Origin of the sequence: Pseudomonas palleroniana, from assembly GCF_003031675.1 — a bacterium.
GTDB lineage: Bacteria > Pseudomonadota > Gammaproteobacteria > Pseudomonadales > Pseudomonadaceae > Aquipseudomonas > Aquipseudomonas palleroniana.
Window position 1 is genome coordinate 1 of the sequence record NZ_PYWX01000053.1, and the last position, 15013, is coordinate 15013.

Here is a 15013-nt window from a genome sequence, read left to right on the forward strand (position 1 = left end):
GAATTTCTTGACGACCATAGAGCATTGGAACCACCTGATCCCATCCCGAACTCAGCAGTGAAACGATGCATCGCCGATGGTAGTGTGGGGTTTCCCCATGTGAGAGTAGGTCATCGTCAAGATTAAATTCCGAAACCCCATTTGCGAAAGCAGATGGGGTTTTGTTTTGGGCGATCGAAAATGCGTAGAGGTCGATGAAGGCTAGAGTTCGGCCATTTCTATGCAATGGCTTTGCGCATGGCTATCATGCGTGCCTCATCGTGAGGCGATATGTGCATGTTGACGTTGTTAGAACTTCTAAAAGATGGCCGATTTCATTCTGGTGAGGCTCTGGGGGCCGCTCTGGGCGTAAGCCGCAGCGCTGTTTGGAAACAGCTTCAACATCTTGAGGCTGAGTTGAATCTGCCCATCCATAAAGTCCGGGGCAGGGGCTATCAACTCGCGTCTCCGCTGGCGTTCCTGAATGCCGAGGAAATTGCGGCGAATTCGGGCTCCACTGTATGGCCTGTCTACATTTCCGACTCTGTTGATTCCACTAATGCTGAAGCTTTGCGTCTTGTTGACGCCGGCAGTGCTGCGCCGTTCCTGGTGCTGGCCGAGCAGCAAACCGCAGGGCGCGGTAGGCGTGGTCGTAAATGGGTCAGTCCATACGCGCAGAACCTGTATTACAGCCTCGTGTTGCGCATTGAGGGCGGGCTGCGGCAGTTGGAGGGCCTCAGTCTGGTTGTGGGGTTGGCGGTCATGCAGGCCCTGCGTGAGGCGGGTGTGCAGCGTGCGGCCTTGAAATGGCCAAACGATGTTTTGGTTGAAGACAAAAAGATTGCCGGTATTTTGCTTGAGTTGGTGGGGGATCCTGCTGACATTTGTCACGTTGTGCTCGGTATCGGTATTAATGTGAATATGCAGAAGGCGGCTGATGTTGATCAGCAATGGACGTCGGTTCAGTTGGAGACTGGGTCTTCAGTCGATCGCAACCATTTGGTTGCAAGGCTGGGTTTGCATTTGCAGGGCTATCTGGACCGACATAAAAGCCTTGGCTTCTCTGCTCTCCAGGAGGAATGGGAGCAAAATCATTTGTGGCAGGGTAGGGCTGTGTCTCTCATAGCGGGCGTCAACCAAATTGATGGGGTGGTGCTAGGTATCGATCGCCAGGGTGCATTGCGCCTGAGTGTTGATGGTGTCGAGAAAACATACAGCGGTGGTGAGTTAAGCCTGAGGTTGCGTGATGATTCTTGAGCTCGACTGTGGGAATAGCTTCATCAAGTGGCGTGTACTTGGGCCGGATAAAGCGGGAGTCTTGGCTGAGGGTGTGGTTGGCTCGGACGCTTCATTGGTTGAAAGTCTGCTCTCACTTCCAGGTCTGTCGCTAACGCGGTGCCGACTAGTGAGCGTTCGAGCTGTCGAGGAGACCGATAAACTCGTGGAGGCGTTGGAGCGGGTGTTTGGCGTCAGCGTGTCGTGTGCGGCTTCTGCGCGGGAAATGGCAGGGGTGCGTAACGGCTATGAAGAATTTGAACGACTGGGGCTTGATCGTTGGTTGGCAATGCTTGGGGCATTCAAGTTGGGCTCAAGTGCTTGCCTGGTACTTGATTTCGGCACCGCAGCGACTGCGGACTTTATTGCGGCCGATGGTGAGCACCTGGGGGGCTTCATCTGCCCGGGCATGCCCCTTATGCGCAGTCAATTGCGCACGCATACGCGAAAGATTCGATACGACGATACCGCTGCTGAGCAGGCGCTGGAGCGGCTCTCTCCCGGCCGTACTACCGTGGAAGCGGTTGAGCGAGGTTGTACGCTGATGTTAAGGGGGTTTGTGCTGACTCAGCTTGAGCTTGCCCGAAGTTATTGGGGGGATGAGTTCTCGGTGTTCCTCACAGGGGGGGATGCGGGCTTGGTTGCGGAAGTCGTTCCGCAGGGGCGGCTCGTTCCTGATCTGGTGTTCGTCGGCCTGGCTATGGCGTGCCCTTTGTCCTGAGGTGTTTATGCGTTGGCTGTTTTTGCTTTTGCTTGTGCTCAATGTCTTCTACTACGTCTGGCATCAGCAAGAAGCTCCGTTGCGTGCGAAAGATGTCACTCCATTGAGTCTTTATAAGGGGTCTCAGCAAGATATTCGTCTGCTGAGTGAGTCTTCCGATGGCGTTGCCCGTCGTGATCGAGCCAAGGCTCAGGAGGCTCAAAATACCTGCTTATACGTGGGCGGGTTCTCAGATATGCGGCAGGCGCAGTTGCTTGAGCAGCGCCTCATGAGCTTGGATATAAAGGCCAAGATCCAAACCTTGAACGTTCCTGATGCTTTCGGTTACTGGCTTCGCGTGTCTCCGGAAAGCAGGCGTCTGGCTGATGATCTGCCGTTTGAAAACCTTGCTAAGGAATTCAATGAGTTAAAACATAAAATAATGTTGTGCGAAGGCGTTGCAAGTCTCGAATAGTTTGCATAGAATGGCGCCCGCTTCGCAGTGAAGACCTTTACGGTCTACAGTGTGAAGCGAAGGTCAACGCAGCTAACCTCATATTTTTAAATGAGAAAATGCTTGACAGAAGGTCGGCGTAATGTAAAATGCCGGCTCGCTTAGGAGGGGTTCCCGAGCGGCCAAAGGGATCAGACTGTAAATCTGACGTCTACGACTTCGAAGGTTCGAATCCTTCCCCCTCCACCATTTTTAGCGTGAGCTGCAAGCTCCGCGGGTATAGTTTAGTGGTAGAACCTCAGCCTTCCAAGCTGATGATGCGGGTTCGATTCCCGCTACCCGCTCCAAGTTTGCAGGTTGTGCAAGGTGTTTCGCTCTTGTAGCTCAGTTGGTAGAGCACACCCTTGGTAAGGGTGAGGTCAGCGGTTCAAATCCGCTCAAGAGCTCCATATAACAAGGCAGATATGAAAATATCTGCCTTTGTTTTAACAGCTTATCTCGGCTTGATTGCGTTGTTTCTGGCTTGGTTGTCAGGGTGTTTTCAAGTCTCTTGGGGTTGGTTGTTGTAAAGTCTTTTTCAGGTCTGCATAATGGTCGGCCTGATTTTGTTTTAGGTCAGTAGCTCAATTGGCAGAGCGACGGTCTCCAAAACCGTAGGTTGGGGGTTCGATTCCCTCCTGACCTGCCAGATTCACGTGGTGTGTCTGGCTTTCTTTTCACAGGATCTTCATAGATGACTCCTAAGGCTGAAGCTCAAAGCTCTCGTTTCGATCTGGTCAAGTGGCTCGCTGTAGTCGCTTTGGTGGTCGTAGGCGTTGTTGGCAATCAGTACTATTCTGCTTCGCCGATCCTGTACCGCGTACTTGCTTTGCTTGCTCTTGCTGCTGTGGCTGCCTTTGTAGGCCTGCAGACTGCCAAAGGCAAGTCTTTCGCAGTCCTGGTAAAGGAAGCGCGCACCGAAATTCGTAAAGTCGTTTGGCCGACTCGCCAAGAAACCACGCAGACCACGTTGATCGTTGTGGCTGTTGTTCTGGTTATGGCGTTGCTGCTGTGGGGGCTTGATTCCCTGCTCGGCTGGCTTGTTTCCTTGATTGTTGGCTAAGGGTGTCCCGTGGCTAAGCGTTGGTACGTTGTGCATGCTTACTCGGGTTACGAGAAGCATGTTATGCGCTCTTTGCTAGAGCGCGTAAAGCTTGCAGGCATGGAAGATGGCTTCGGCGAAATTCTGGTTCCCACTGAAGAAGTGGTTGAAATGCGGAATGGCCAGAAGCGTAAGAGCGAACGCAAGTTCTTCCCTGGCTATGTGCTGGTTCAGATGGACATGAATGAAGGTACTTGGCACTTGGTCAAGGATACTCCTCGTGTCATGGGCTTCATTGGCGGTACTGCTGATAAGCCTGCTCCTATCACTGACAAAGAGGCGGAAGCGATTCTGCGTCGTGTTGCTGATGGTAGTGACAAGCCTAAGCCGAAGACTCTCTTCGAGCCGGGTGAGGTTGTTCGTGTCACAGACGGTCCGTTTGCTGATTTCAACGGTACGGTCGAAGAAGTTAACTACGAGAAGAGCCGGATCCAAGTGGCAGTGCTCATTTTCGGTCGCTCTACTCCGGTAGAGCTGGAGTTCAGCCAGGTCGAGAAGGTCTAGCTGAGCAAGCATCCCAACCCCGCAGCCTTAGGCTGTGGGGTTTTGTCGTCACTGGGATAAACGCGCAAGTAACCGGGGAGCCTTTCGAGGCGTTTGAACCCGTAATTGGAGTGCCTCATGGCCAAGAAGATTACCGCTTACATCAAGCTGCAAGTGAAGGCCGCTCAGGCCAACCCTAGCCCACCCGTCGGTCCAGCTCTGGGTCAACACGGCGTGAACATCATGGAATTCTGCAAGGCCTTCAACGCCCGTACTCAGGGTCTTGAGCCAGGTCTGCCGACTCCAGTGATCATCACTGTATACAGCGACCGTAGCTTCACTTTCGAAACCAAGTCGACCCCGGCTTCGGTTCTGTTGAAGAAAGCTGCTGGTCTGACTAGCGGTTCCGCTCGTCCTAACACCGTTAAAGTCGGCACTGTTACTCGTGCTCAGCTGGAAGAAATCGCGAAAACCAAAAACGCGGATCTGACTGCAGCTGATATGGATGCAGCCGTGCGTACCATCGCCGGTTCTGCTCGTAGCATGGGCCTTAACGTGGAGGGTGTGTAATGGCTAAGCTGACCAAGCGCCAAAAGGCTATCGCCGGCAAAATCGAAGCAGGCAAGGCCTACAGCTTTGTAGACGCTGCTGCCCTGCTGACCGAGCTGTCGACTGTCAAGTTCAGCGAGTCTGTTGACGTTGCTGTAAACCTGGGTGTTGACCCGCGTAAATCCGACCAGGTCGTTCGTAGCGCAACTGTGCTGCCACACGGTACTGGCAAGACTGTACGTGTTGCTGTGTTCACCCAGGGTCCGGCAGCTGAAGCTGCTCTGGCCGCTGGCGCTGACCGCGTTGGCATGGACGACCTGGCTGCCGAAATGAAAGGCGGCGACCTGAACTATGACGTAGTTATTGCTTCCCCGGATGCAATGCGCGTTGTAGGTCAGTTGGGTCAGATCCTCGGTCCACGCGGCCTGATGCCTAACCCTAAGGTTGGTACCGTAACTCCAGACGTAGCCAGCGCGGTTAAAAACGCCAAGGCTGGTCAGGTTCGTTATCGCACCGACAAAAACGGCATCATTCACACCTCCGTTGGCAAAGTCGGCTTTGATGCCGTCAAGCTGAAGGAAAACGTTGAAGCCCTGATCGCTGATCTGAAGCGTATCAAGCCGGCTTCCTCGAAAGGTATCTACGTTAAGCGCGTAACCCTGAGCACCACTATGGGCCCAGGTCTGGTCATCGACCAAGGCTCGCTGGACGTATAAGACACAGATTGGCGCAGGAGACTGCGTCAATTGAAAAAATTGGGGTCCCTGCCTGGCGGGGGCTATCCAAGACCGTAGGCGGCGCAAGTCTTAAACCACAAGCCTACGCAGATGGTGCTCCCGGTTCCTTACCGAATCAGACACCAAAACGACATCCGGCTTCGGCCAGATGAAACGGTAACAAGCAGGAGTTAAACCCGTGGCAATTAATCTCGAAGACAAGAAGGCCATCGTCGCTGAAGTCAACGAGGCTGCCAAAGCTGCTCTGTCCGCTGTCGTGGCTGATGCCCGTGGTGTGACAGTAGGCGCTATGACCGGACTCCGTAAAGAGGCTCGTGAAGCTGGCGTATACGTACGTGTTGTACGTAACACCCTGCTCAAGCGCGCTGTTGCTGACACTGAATACAGTGTTCTCAACGACGTGTTCACCGGCCCGACTCTGATCGCTTTCTCCAAAGAGCATCCAGGCGCTGCTGCCCGTTTGTTCAAAGAGTTCGCCAAGAGTCAGGATAAGTTCGAGATCAAGGCAGCTGCGTTCGAGGGCAAGTTCCTCGCAGCTAACCAAATCGACGTACTGGCAACACTGCCGACCCGCGACGAAGCCATTTCGCAGCTGATGAGCGTGATTCAAGGCGCTACCAGCAAGCTGGCTCGTACTCTGGCTGCAGTTCGCGAGCAAAAAGAAGCTGCCGCAGCCTAAGGCTGAGCGACTTCTCTCGCGTATTTTTGTTTATTTCGATGGCCGCGTAGGCCGTCCCCCAATTCAGGAAATACAGTAATGTCTATCTCCCAAGAAGATATCCTCAACGCCGTAGCTGAAATGTCGGTTCTGCAGGTTGTTGAGCTGATCAAAGCTTTCGAAGAAAAATTCGGCGTTTCCGCTGCTGCTGCTTCCGCCGGCCCAGCCGCTGTTGCTGCTGTTGCTGAAGAGCAAACCGAATTCAACGTCATGCTGACCGAAGCTGGCGAGAAGAAAGTAAACGTGATCAAGGCAGTACGTGAACTGACCGGTCTGGGCCTGAAAGAAGCCAAGGCTGTAGTTGACGGCGCTCCTGCCATGGTTCTGGAAGCTGTTGCCAAAGACGCAGCTGACAAAGCCAAAGCAGTACTGGAAGAAGCAGGCGCTAAAGTCGAGCTGAAGTAAGCATCGACCTTGCGTCTCCAGCCCAAGCGTTAAGCTGAAGGCTGATGGCTGGTGGCTCTTGCCACCGGCCTTTTTCCGTTCTTGGCTGTCGACTCGGTCGCCGCCATTAACGCGCTGTAGCCACCCGATGCGGTGGTGCAAACCATGGGGTTTGCAAGATTTTCTGGCTGCTCCCGTCGGAGGGGCCAAACAAGCAGGTGACCAAGCTGGGGAACGCTGATGGCTTACTCATATACTGAGAAAAAACGTATCCGCAAGGACTTTAGCAAGTTGCCGGACGTCATGGATGTCCCGTACCTTCTGGCTATCCAGCTGGATTCGTATCGTGAATTCTTGCAGGCGGGAGCGACCAAAGATCAGTTCCGCGACGTGGGCCTGCATGCGGCCTTCAAATCCGTTTTCCCGATCATCAGCTACTCCGGCAATGCTGCGCTGGAGTACGTCGGTTATCGCCTGGGCGAACCGGCATTTGATGTCAAAGAATGCGTGTTGCGCGGTGTTACGTACGCCGTACCGTTGCGGGTAAAAGTCCGCCTGATCATTTTCGATAAAGAATCGTCGAACAAAGCGATCAAGGACATCAAAGAGCAAGAAGTCTACATGGGCGAAATCCCATTGATGACTGAAAACGGTACCTTCGTAATCAACGGTACCGAGCGTGTAATCGTTTCCCAGCTGCACCGTTCCCCGGGCGTGTTCTTTGACCACGACCGCGGTAAGACGCACAGCTCCGGTAAGCTCCTGTACTCCGCGCGGATCATTCCGTACCGCGGTTCGTGGTTGGACTTCGAGTTCGACCCGAAAGACTGCGTGTTCGTGCGTATCGACCGTCGTCGCAAGCTGCCGGCCTCGGTACTGCTGCGCGCACTCGGTTATACCACTGAGCAAGTGCTGGATGCCTTCTACACCACCAACGTATTCAGCCTGAAGGGTGAAACCCTCAGCCTGGAATTGGTGCCTTCGCGCCTGCGTGGTGAAATTGCCGTTCTGGATATCCAGGACGATAAGGGCAAGGTCATTGTTGAGGCTGGTCGCCGTATCACTGCGCGCCACATCAACCAGATCGAAAAAGCCGGTATCAAAGAGCTGGAAGTGCCTCTGGACTACGTTCTGGGCCGCACCACCGCCAAGGTCATCGTTCACCCGGCTACAGGCGAAATCCTGGCTGAGTGCAACACCGAGCTGAACACCGAGATCCTGGCCAAGATCGCCAAGGCTCAGGTTGTTCGCATCGAGACTCTGTACACCAACGATATCGACTGCGGTCCGTTCATCTCCGATACTCTGAAGATCGACTCCACCAGCAACCAATTGGAAGCGCTGGTTGAGATCTATCGCATGATGCGTCCTGGTGAGCCACCGACCAAAGACGCTGCCGAAACCCTGTTCAACAACCTGTTCTTCAGCCCTGAGCGCTATGACCTGTCTGCGGTCGGCCGCATGAAGTTCAACCGTCGTATCGGTCGCACCGAGATCGAAGGTTCGGGCGTACTGTGCAAGGAAGACATTGTTGCGGTCCTGAAGACCCTGGTCGACATCCGTAACGGCAAAGGCATCGTCGACGACATCGACCACTTGGGTAACCGTCGCGTTCGCTGCGTAGGCGAAATGGCCGAGAACCAGTTCCGCGTTGGCCTGGTGCGTGTTGAGCGTGCGGTCAAAGAGCGTCTGTCGATGGCTGAAAGCGAAGGCCTGATGCCGCAAGACCTGATCAACGCCAAGCCAGTGGCTGCGGCGGTGAAAGAGTTCTTCGGTTCCAGCCAGCTCTCGCAGTTCATGGACCAGAACAACCCGCTCTCCGAGATCACCCACAAGCGCCGTGTATCCGCACTGGGCCCAGGCGGTCTGACCCGTGAGCGTGCAGGCTTTGAGGTTCGTGACGTACACCCGACGCACTACGGTCGTGTTTGCCCGATCGAAACGCCGGAAGGTCCGAACATCGGTCTGATCAACTCCTTGGCTGCGTACGCGCGCACCAACCAGTACGGCTTCCTCGAGAGCCCGTACCGTGTGGTTAAGGACGCTCTGGTCACCGACGAAATCGTTTTCCTGTCCGCCATCGAAGAAGCTGATCACGTGATCGCTCAGGCCTCGGCCACGATGAGTGACAAGAAAGTCCTGATCGATGAGCTGGTAGCTGTTCGTCACTTGAACGAGTTCACCGTCAAGGCGCCGGAAGACGTCACCTTGATGGACGTTTCGCCGAAGCAGGTAGTGTCGGTTGCAGCGTCGTTGATCCCGTTCCTGGAGCACGACGACGCCAACCGTGCGTTGATGGGTTCCAACATGCAGCGTCAAGCTGTACCCACCCTGCGTGCTGACAAGCCGCTGGTAGGTACCGGCATGGAGCGTAACGTAGCGCGTGACTCCGGCGTTTGCGTCGTGGCGCGTCGTGGTGGCGTGATCGACTCCGTTGATGCCAGCCGTATCGTGGTTCGTGTTGCTGATGACGAAGTTGAAACCGGCGAAGCTGGTGTCGACATCTACAACCTGACCAAGTACACCCGTTCGAACCAGAACACCTGCATCAACCAGCGTCCGCTGGTGAGCAAGGGTGATCGCGTTCAGCGTAGCGACATCATGGCTGACGGCCCGTCCACCGACATGGGTGAGCTGGCTCTGGGTCAGAACATGCGTATCGCGTTCATGGCGTGGAACGGCTTCAACTTCGAAGACTCCATCTGTCTGTCCGAGCGTGTTGTTCAAGAAGACCGCTTCACCACGATCCACATTCAGGAACTGACCTGTGTGGCTCGTGACACCAAGCTTGGGCCAGAAGAGATCACTGCGGACATCCCGAACGTGGGTGAAGCTGCACTGAACAAGCTGGACGAAGCCGGTATCGTTTACGTAGGTGCTGAAGTTGGCGCAGGCGACATCCTGGTTGGTAAGGTCACTCCGAAAGGCGAGACTCAGCTGACTCCGGAAGAGAAGCTGCTGCGTGCCATCTTCGGTGAAAAAGCCAGCGACGTTAAAGACACCTCCCTGCGTGTGCCTACCGGCACCAAAGGTACTGTCATCGACGTACAAGTCTTCACCCGTGACGGTGTTGAGCGTGATGCTCGTGCACTGTCCATCGAGAAGACTCAACTCGACGAGATCCGTAAGGACCTGAACGAAGAGTTCCGCATCGTTGAAGGCGCGACCTTCGAACGTCTGCGTTCCGCTCTGGTAGGCCACAAGGCCGAAGGTGGCGCAGGTCTGAAGAAAGGTCAGGACATTACCGATGAAGTTCTCGACGGTCTTGAGCACGGCCAGTGGTTCAAACTGCGCATGGCTGAAGATGCTCTGAACGAGCAGCTCGAGAAGGCTCAGGCCTATATCGTTGATCGCCGCCGTCTGCTGGACGACAAGTTCGAAGACAAGAAGCGCAAACTGCAGCAGGGCGATGACCTGGCTCCAGGCGTGCTGAAAATCGTCAAGGTTTACCTGGCAATCCGTCGCCGCATCCAGCCGGGCGACAAGATGGCCGGTCGTCACGGTAACAAGGGTGTGGTCTCTGTGATCATGCCGGTTGAAGACATGCCGCACGATGCCAATGGCACCCCGGTCGACGTCGTCCTCAACCCGTTGGGCGTACCTTCGCGTATGAACGTTGGTCAGATCCTCGAAACTCACCTGGGCCTCGCGGCCAAAGGTCTGGGCGAGAAGATCAATCGTATGATCGAAGAGCAACGCAAGGTCGCTGACCTGCGTAAGTTCCTGCACGAGATCTACAACGAGATCGGCGGTCGTAACGAAGAGCTGGACACCTTCTCCGACCAGGAAATCCTGGATCTGGCGAAGAACCTGCGCGGCGGCGTTCCAATGGCTACCCCGGTGTTCGACGGTGCCAAGGAAAGCGAAATCAAGGCCATGCTGAAACTGGCAGACCTGCCAGAAAGCGGCCAGATGCAGCTGTTCGACGGTCGTACCGGCAACAAGTTCGAGCGCCCGGTTACTGTTGGCTACATGTACATGCTGAAGCTGAACCACTTGGTAGACGACAAGATGCACGCTCGTTCTACCGGTTCGTACAGCCTGGTTACCCAGCAGCCGCTGGGTGGTAAGGCTCAGTTCGGTGGTCAGCGTTTCGGGGAGATGGAGGTCTGGGCACTGGAAGCATACGGTGCTGCTTACACTCTGCAAGAAATGCTCACAGTGAAGTCGGACGATGTGAACGGTCGGACCAAGATGTACAAAAACATCGTGGACGGCGATCACCGTATGGAGCCGGGCATGCCCGAGTCCTTCAACGTGTTGATCAAAGAAATTCGTTCCCTCGGCATCGATATCGATCTGGAAACCGAATAACACGTGACGCGAATCGAGAGCGGGGCTGTTTAGCCCGCTCTCTGCTCCGCCAGGAGGAAAGGCCTTGAAAGACCTACTGAATTTGCTGAAAAACCAGGGTCAAGTCGAAGAGTTCGACGCCATCCGTATTGGGTTGGCATCGCCTGAGATGATCCGTTCGTGGTCGTTCGGTGAAGTTAAAAAACCGGAAACCATCAACTACCGTACGTTCAAACCTGAGCGTGACGGCCTGTTCTGCGCCAAGATCTTTGGCCCGGTAAAGGATTACGAGTGCCTGTGCGGTAAGTACAAGCGCTTGAAGCACCGTGGTGTGATCTGCGAGAAGTGCGGCGTTGAAGTTGCGCTGGCCAAAGTTCGTCGTGAGCGCATGGCGCACATCGAACTGGCTTCGCCGGTTGCCCACATCTGGTTCCTGAAATCGCTGCCGTCCCGTATCGGCTTGCTGATGGACATGACCCTGCGTGATATCGAGCGCGTTCTCTACTTCGAGAGCTATGTCGTTATCGATCCAGGCATGACCACCCTTGAAAAAGGTCAGCTGCTGAACGACGAGCAGTACTTCGAAGCGCTGGAAGAGTTCGGCGACGATTTCGATGCCCGCATGGGTGCCGAAGCTGTCCGCGAACTGCTGCACGCTATCGACCTGGAACACGAGATTGGTCGCCTGCGTGAAGAAATTCCGCAAACCAACTCTGAAACCAAGATCAAGAAGCTGTCCAAGCGTCTGAAGTTGATGGAAGCCTTCCAAGGCTCCGGTAACTTGCCAGAGTGGATGGTGCTGACCGTTCTGCCGGTTCTGCCGCCAGACCTGCGTCCGCTGGTACCGTTGGATGGTGGCCGTTTCGCAACGTCCGACCTCAACGACCTGTACCGCCGCGTGATCAACCGTAACAACCGCTTGAAGCGCCTGCTTGATCTGTCCGCTCCGGACATCATCGTGCGCAACGAAAAGCGTATGTTGCAGGAAGCTGTCGATGCCCTGCTCGACAACGGTCGTCGTGGCCGCGCTATCACCGGTTCCAACAAGCGTCCTCTGAAATCCTTGGCTGACATGATCAAGGGTAAGCAAGGTCGTTTCCGTCAGAACTTGCTCGGTAAGCGTGTTGACTACTCCGGTCGTTCGGTAATTACCGTAGGCCCGACCCTGCGTCTGCACCAGTGCGGTCTGCCTAAGAAGATGGCTCTCGAGCTGTTCAAGCCGTTCATCTTCGGCAAGCTGGAAATGCGCGGTCTCGCGACCACCATCAAAGCGGCCAAGAAAATGGTCGAGCGCGAACTGCCAGAGGTTTGGGACGTTCTCGCTGAAGTGATTCGCGAACACCCGGTTCTCCTCAACCGTGCACCGACCCTTCACCGTCTGGGTATCCAGGCGTTTGAACCGGTACTGATCGAAGGCAAGGCTATCCAGCTGCACCCTCTGGTCTGTGCTGCGTACAACGCCGACTTCGACGGCGACCAAATGGCCGTGCACGTACCGCTGACACTGGAAGCCCAGTTGGAAGCGCGTGCGTTGATGATGTCGACCAACAACATTCTGTCGCCAGCCAACGGTGAGCCAATCATCGTTCCGTCGCAGGACGTTGTATTGGGTCTGTACTACATGACTCGTGAAGCGATCAACGCCAAGGGCGAAGGTCGTGTGTTCGCTGACCTGCAAGAAGTTGACCGTGTGTTCCGTGCCGGCGAAGCCGCGCTGCATGCCAAGGTCAAAGTGCGGATCAACGAAACCGTCAACGACCGTGACGGCGGCAGCGTGACCAACACCCGTATTGTCGACACCACTGTCGGCCGTGCGCTGTTGTATCAAGTTGTGCCAAAAGGTCTGTCGTACGACGTCGTCAACCTGCCGATGAAGAAAAAGGCGATCTCCAAGCTGATCAACCAGTGCTACCGCGTGGTTGGTTTGAAAGAGACCGTTATCTTCGCCGACCAGTTGATGTACACCGGTTTTGCTTATTCGACCATTTCCGGCGTTTCCATCGGTGTTAACGACTTCGTTATCCCGGATGAAAAAGCCCGCATCATCGGTGCCGCCACCGACGAAGTGAAAGAAATCGAGAGCCAGTATGCGTCCGGCCTGGTAACCCAGGGCGAGAAGTACAACAAGGTGATCGACCTTTGGTCCAAGGCGAACGACGAAGTTTCCAAGGCGATGATGGCCAACCTCTCGAAAGAGAAAGTCATCGACCGTCACGGCGACGAAGTTGAGCAAGAGTCCTTCAACTCGATGTACATGATGGCCGACTCGGGTGCACGGGGTTCTGCTGCGCAGATCCGTCAGCTGGCCGGTATGCGTGGCCTGATGGCCAAGCCGGACGGTTCCATCATTGAAACGCCGATTACTGCGAACTTCCGTGAAGGTTTGAGCGTACTTCAGTACTTCATCTCCACTCACGGTGCTCGTAAAGGTCTGGCGGATACCGCGTTGAAAACGGCTAACTCCGGTTACCTGACTCGTCGTCTGGTAGACGTTGCACAAGATCTGGTTGTAACCGAGATCGATTGCGGCACCGAGCATGGCCTGCTGATGACTCCGCACATTGAAGGCGGTGACGTTGTAGAGCCGCTGGGTGAGCGCGTACTGGGTCGTGTTATTGCCCGTGACGTATTCAAGCCGGGTACCGAGGAAGTTATCGTTCCTGCCGGCACTCTGGTTGATGAGAAGTGGGTCGAGTTCATCGAACTCAACAGCATCGACGAAGTGATCGTTCGTTCGCCGATCAGCTGCGAAACCCGCTATGGCATTTGCGCCAAGTGCTACGGCCGCGACCTGGCTCGTGGTCACCAGGTGAACATCGGTGAGTCGGTTGGCGTAATCGCTGCCCAGTCCATCGGTGAGCCGGGTACCCAGTTGACGATGCGTACGTTCCACATCGGTGGTGCGGCAAGCCGGACCTCCGCAGCTGACAGCGTTCAGGTGAAAAATGGCGGTACCGTCCGTCTGCACAACCTGAAACACGTTGAACGAGTGGATGGCCACCTGGTTGCCGTTTCCCGTTCCGGTGAGCTGGCAATCGCTGATGACTTCGGTCGTGAGCGTGAGCGCTACAAGCTGCCGTACGGTGCTGTGATTTCGGTTAAAGAAGGTGACAAGGTCGACGCTGGCGCAATCGTGGCCAAGTGGGACCCGCACACTCACCCGATCGTTACCGAAATGAAAGGTACCGTGACCTACGTGGGCATGGAAGAAGGCATCACGATCAAGCGTCAGACTGACGAATTGACCGGTATGACCAACATTGAAGTTCTCGATCCGAAAGATCGTCCAGCTGCCGGTAAAGACATCCGTCCTGCCGTGAAGATGGTTGATGACAACGGCAAGGATCTGTTGCTGCCAGGCACTGACGTAATCGCTCAGTACTTCCTGCCAGCCAACGCCCTGGTCGGTGTAGCGGATGGTGCGAAGATCGCGATCGGTGATGTTATCGCGCGTATCCCGCAAGAAACTTCGAAGACCCGTGACATCACCGGTGGTCTGCCGCGTGTTGCCGACTTGTTCGAAGCTCGTCGTCCGAAGGAAGCGTCGATTCTGGCTGAAGTCAGCGGCACCATCGCGTTCGGTAAAGAGACCAAAGGCAAGCGCCGTCTGGTCATTACCCCGAACGACGGTAGCGATCCGTATGAAGAGCTGATTCCGAAGTGGCGTCACCTGAACGTGTTCGAAGGCGAGCAGGTAAACCGCGGCGAAGTTATCTCCGACGGTCCGAGCGATCCACACGACATCCTGCGTCTGCTGGGTGTGAGTGCGCTCGCCAAGTACATCGTCAACGAGATCCAGGACGTTTACCGCCTGCAAGGCGTGAAGATCAACGATAAGCACATCGAGACCATCCTGCGTCAGATGTTGCGTAAAGTTGAGATCTCCGAGTCCGGCGATTCCAGCTTCATCAAGGGCGACCAGATGGAACTGACTCACGTACTGGTAGAGAACGAGAAGCTGGCAGCCGAAGACAAGTTCGTTGCCAAGTTCACTCGCGTGTTGCTGGGTATCACCAAGGCGTCGTTGTCCACTGAGTCGTTCATCTCGGCGGCCTCCTTCCAGGAGACCACTCGCGTACTGACCGAAGCAGCGGTAACCGGCAAGCGCGATTACCTGCGCGGCCTGAAAGAAAACGTGGTCGTGGGTCGTCTGATCCCGGCGGGTACCGGTTTGGCATACCACAGCGAGCGTAAGCGTCGCCGTGATGCTGACAAGCCGCTGCGCGTTAGCGCCAGTGAAGTGGAAGCTGCACTGACCGAAGCGCTGAACTCTAGCGGTAACTGAGTTCTGCGATAAATA

Annotated in this window: 11 protein-coding genes, 4 tRNA genes and 1 rRNA gene; all 16 read left to right on the plus strand. The window is 55.4% G+C overall.

The window, feature by feature from the left end; translation table 11 throughout:
• Nucleotides 1-6 precede the first annotated feature (6 nt).
• The 16 genes from rrf (at nucleotide 7) to rpoC (ending at nucleotide 14998) form a co-directional block, all read left to right on the plus strand.
• A 5S ribosomal RNA gene (gene rrf / locus C9383_RS17905) occupies nucleotides 7-122 on the plus strand.
• Between the two features lie 154 nt (nucleotides 123-276).
• Complete coding sequence (gene birA / locus C9383_RS17910) at nucleotides 277-1236, plus strand: bifunctional biotin--[acetyl-CoA-carboxylase] ligase/biotin operon repressor BirA (protein WP_090365835.1); 960 nt, start codon at nucleotides 277-279, stop codon at nucleotides 1234-1236.
• Nucleotides 1226-1975 (plus strand): pantothenate kinase, encoded by a 750-nt coding sequence (locus C9383_RS17915; RefSeq protein WP_090365552.1) that lies wholly within the window; start codon nucleotides 1226-1228, stop codon nucleotides 1973-1975. The genes birA and C9383_RS17915 overlap by 11 nt, the downstream gene beginning before the upstream one ends.
• 7 nt (nucleotides 1976-1982) lie before the next feature.
• Nucleotides 1983-2429, plus strand: coding sequence for a hypothetical protein (locus tag C9383_RS17920; protein ID WP_090365554.1), 447 nt, complete (start codon nucleotides 1983-1985; stop codon nucleotides 2427-2429).
• A 143-nt stretch (nucleotides 2430-2572) separates the two neighbouring features.
• A tRNA-Tyr gene (locus C9383_RS17925) sits at nucleotides 2573-2657 on the plus strand.
• 24 nt (nucleotides 2658-2681) lie between these two features.
• Nucleotides 2682-2755, plus strand: a tRNA-Gly gene (locus tag C9383_RS17930).
• 26 nt (nucleotides 2756-2781) lie between these two features.
• A tRNA-Thr gene (locus C9383_RS17935) sits at nucleotides 2782-2857 on the plus strand.
• Nucleotides 2858-3020: 163 nt separating this feature from the next.
• Nucleotides 3021-3096: transfer RNA gene (locus C9383_RS17940), tRNA-Trp, on the plus strand.
• Nucleotides 3097-3141: 45 nt separating this feature from the next.
• On the plus strand, nucleotides 3142-3510 hold the full coding sequence (secE, locus tag C9383_RS17945) for a preprotein translocase subunit SecE (protein ID WP_003194658.1): 369 nt from the start codon (nucleotides 3142-3144) through the stop codon (nucleotides 3508-3510).
• Nucleotides 3511-3519: 9 nt separating this feature from the next.
• Nucleotides 3520-4053, plus strand: a complete 534-nt coding sequence (nusG, locus tag C9383_RS17950) for a transcription termination/antitermination protein NusG (RefSeq protein ID WP_003176436.1) — start codon at nucleotides 3520-3522, stop codon at nucleotides 4051-4053.
• A gap of 117 nt (nucleotides 4054-4170) precedes the next feature.
• Nucleotides 4171-4602: a 50S ribosomal protein L11 gene (rplK, locus tag C9383_RS17955; protein WP_003176435.1), complete on the plus strand. Its 432-nt coding sequence runs from the start codon at nucleotides 4171-4173 to the stop codon at nucleotides 4600-4602.
• Nucleotides 4602-5297 (plus strand): 50S ribosomal protein L1, encoded by a 696-nt coding sequence (rplA, locus tag C9383_RS17960; RefSeq protein ID WP_090365556.1) that lies wholly within the window; start codon nucleotides 4602-4604, stop codon nucleotides 5295-5297. Before rplK ends, rplA begins: the two co-directional genes overlap by 1 nt.
• A gap of 199 nt (nucleotides 5298-5496) precedes the next feature.
• A complete protein-coding gene (gene rplJ / locus C9383_RS17965) occupies nucleotides 5497-5997 on the plus strand; it encodes a 50S ribosomal protein L10 (protein ID WP_016969477.1) in 501 nt (166 codons plus the stop codon).
• A 78-nt stretch (nucleotides 5998-6075) separates the two neighbouring features.
• Nucleotides 6076-6441 carry a 50S ribosomal protein L7/L12 gene (gene rplL / locus C9383_RS17970; protein WP_060755290.1) on the plus strand — a complete coding sequence of 122 codons (366 nt, stop codon included), beginning with the start codon at nucleotides 6076-6078 and terminating at the stop codon, nucleotides 6439-6441.
• Nucleotides 6442-6660: 219 nt separating this feature from the next.
• Nucleotides 6661-10734 (plus strand): DNA-directed RNA polymerase subunit beta, encoded by a 4074-nt coding sequence (rpoB, locus tag C9383_RS17975; RefSeq protein ID WP_090365557.1) that lies wholly within the window; start codon nucleotides 6661-6663, stop codon nucleotides 10732-10734.
• Between the two features lie 64 nt (nucleotides 10735-10798).
• The gene (gene rpoC, locus C9383_RS17980) at nucleotides 10799-14998 is read left to right on the plus strand and encodes a DNA-directed RNA polymerase subunit beta' (protein ID WP_090365559.1); all 4200 of its coding nucleotides are present in this window, start codon (nucleotides 10799-10801) and stop codon (nucleotides 14996-14998) included.
• Nucleotides 14999-15013 lie beyond the last annotated feature (15 nt).

Coding starts and splice junctions, on each gene's coding strand:
- birA (WP_090365835.1), top strand. CDS start 277: ATGTTGACGTTGTTAGAACTTCTAAAAGATGGCCGATTTCATTCTGGT.
- C9383_RS17915 (WP_090365552.1), top strand. CDS start 1,226: ATGATTCTTGAGCTCGACTGTGGGAATAGCTTCATCAAGTGGCGTGTA.
- C9383_RS17920 (WP_090365554.1), top strand. CDS start 1,983: ATGCGTTGGCTGTTTTTGCTTTTGCTTGTGCTCAATGTCTTCTACTAC.
- secE (WP_003194658.1), top strand. CDS start 3,142: ATGACTCCTAAGGCTGAAGCTCAAAGCTCTCGTTTCGATCTGGTCAAG.
- rplK (WP_003176435.1), top strand. CDS start 4,171: ATGGCCAAGAAGATTACCGCTTACATCAAGCTGCAAGTGAAGGCCGCT.
- rplA (WP_090365556.1), top strand. CDS start 4,602: ATGGCTAAGCTGACCAAGCGCCAAAAGGCTATCGCCGGCAAAATCGAA.
- rplL (WP_060755290.1), top strand. CDS start 6,076: ATGTCTATCTCCCAAGAAGATATCCTCAACGCCGTAGCTGAAATGTCG.
- rpoB (WP_090365557.1), top strand. CDS start 6,661: ATGGCTTACTCATATACTGAGAAAAAACGTATCCGCAAGGACTTTAGC.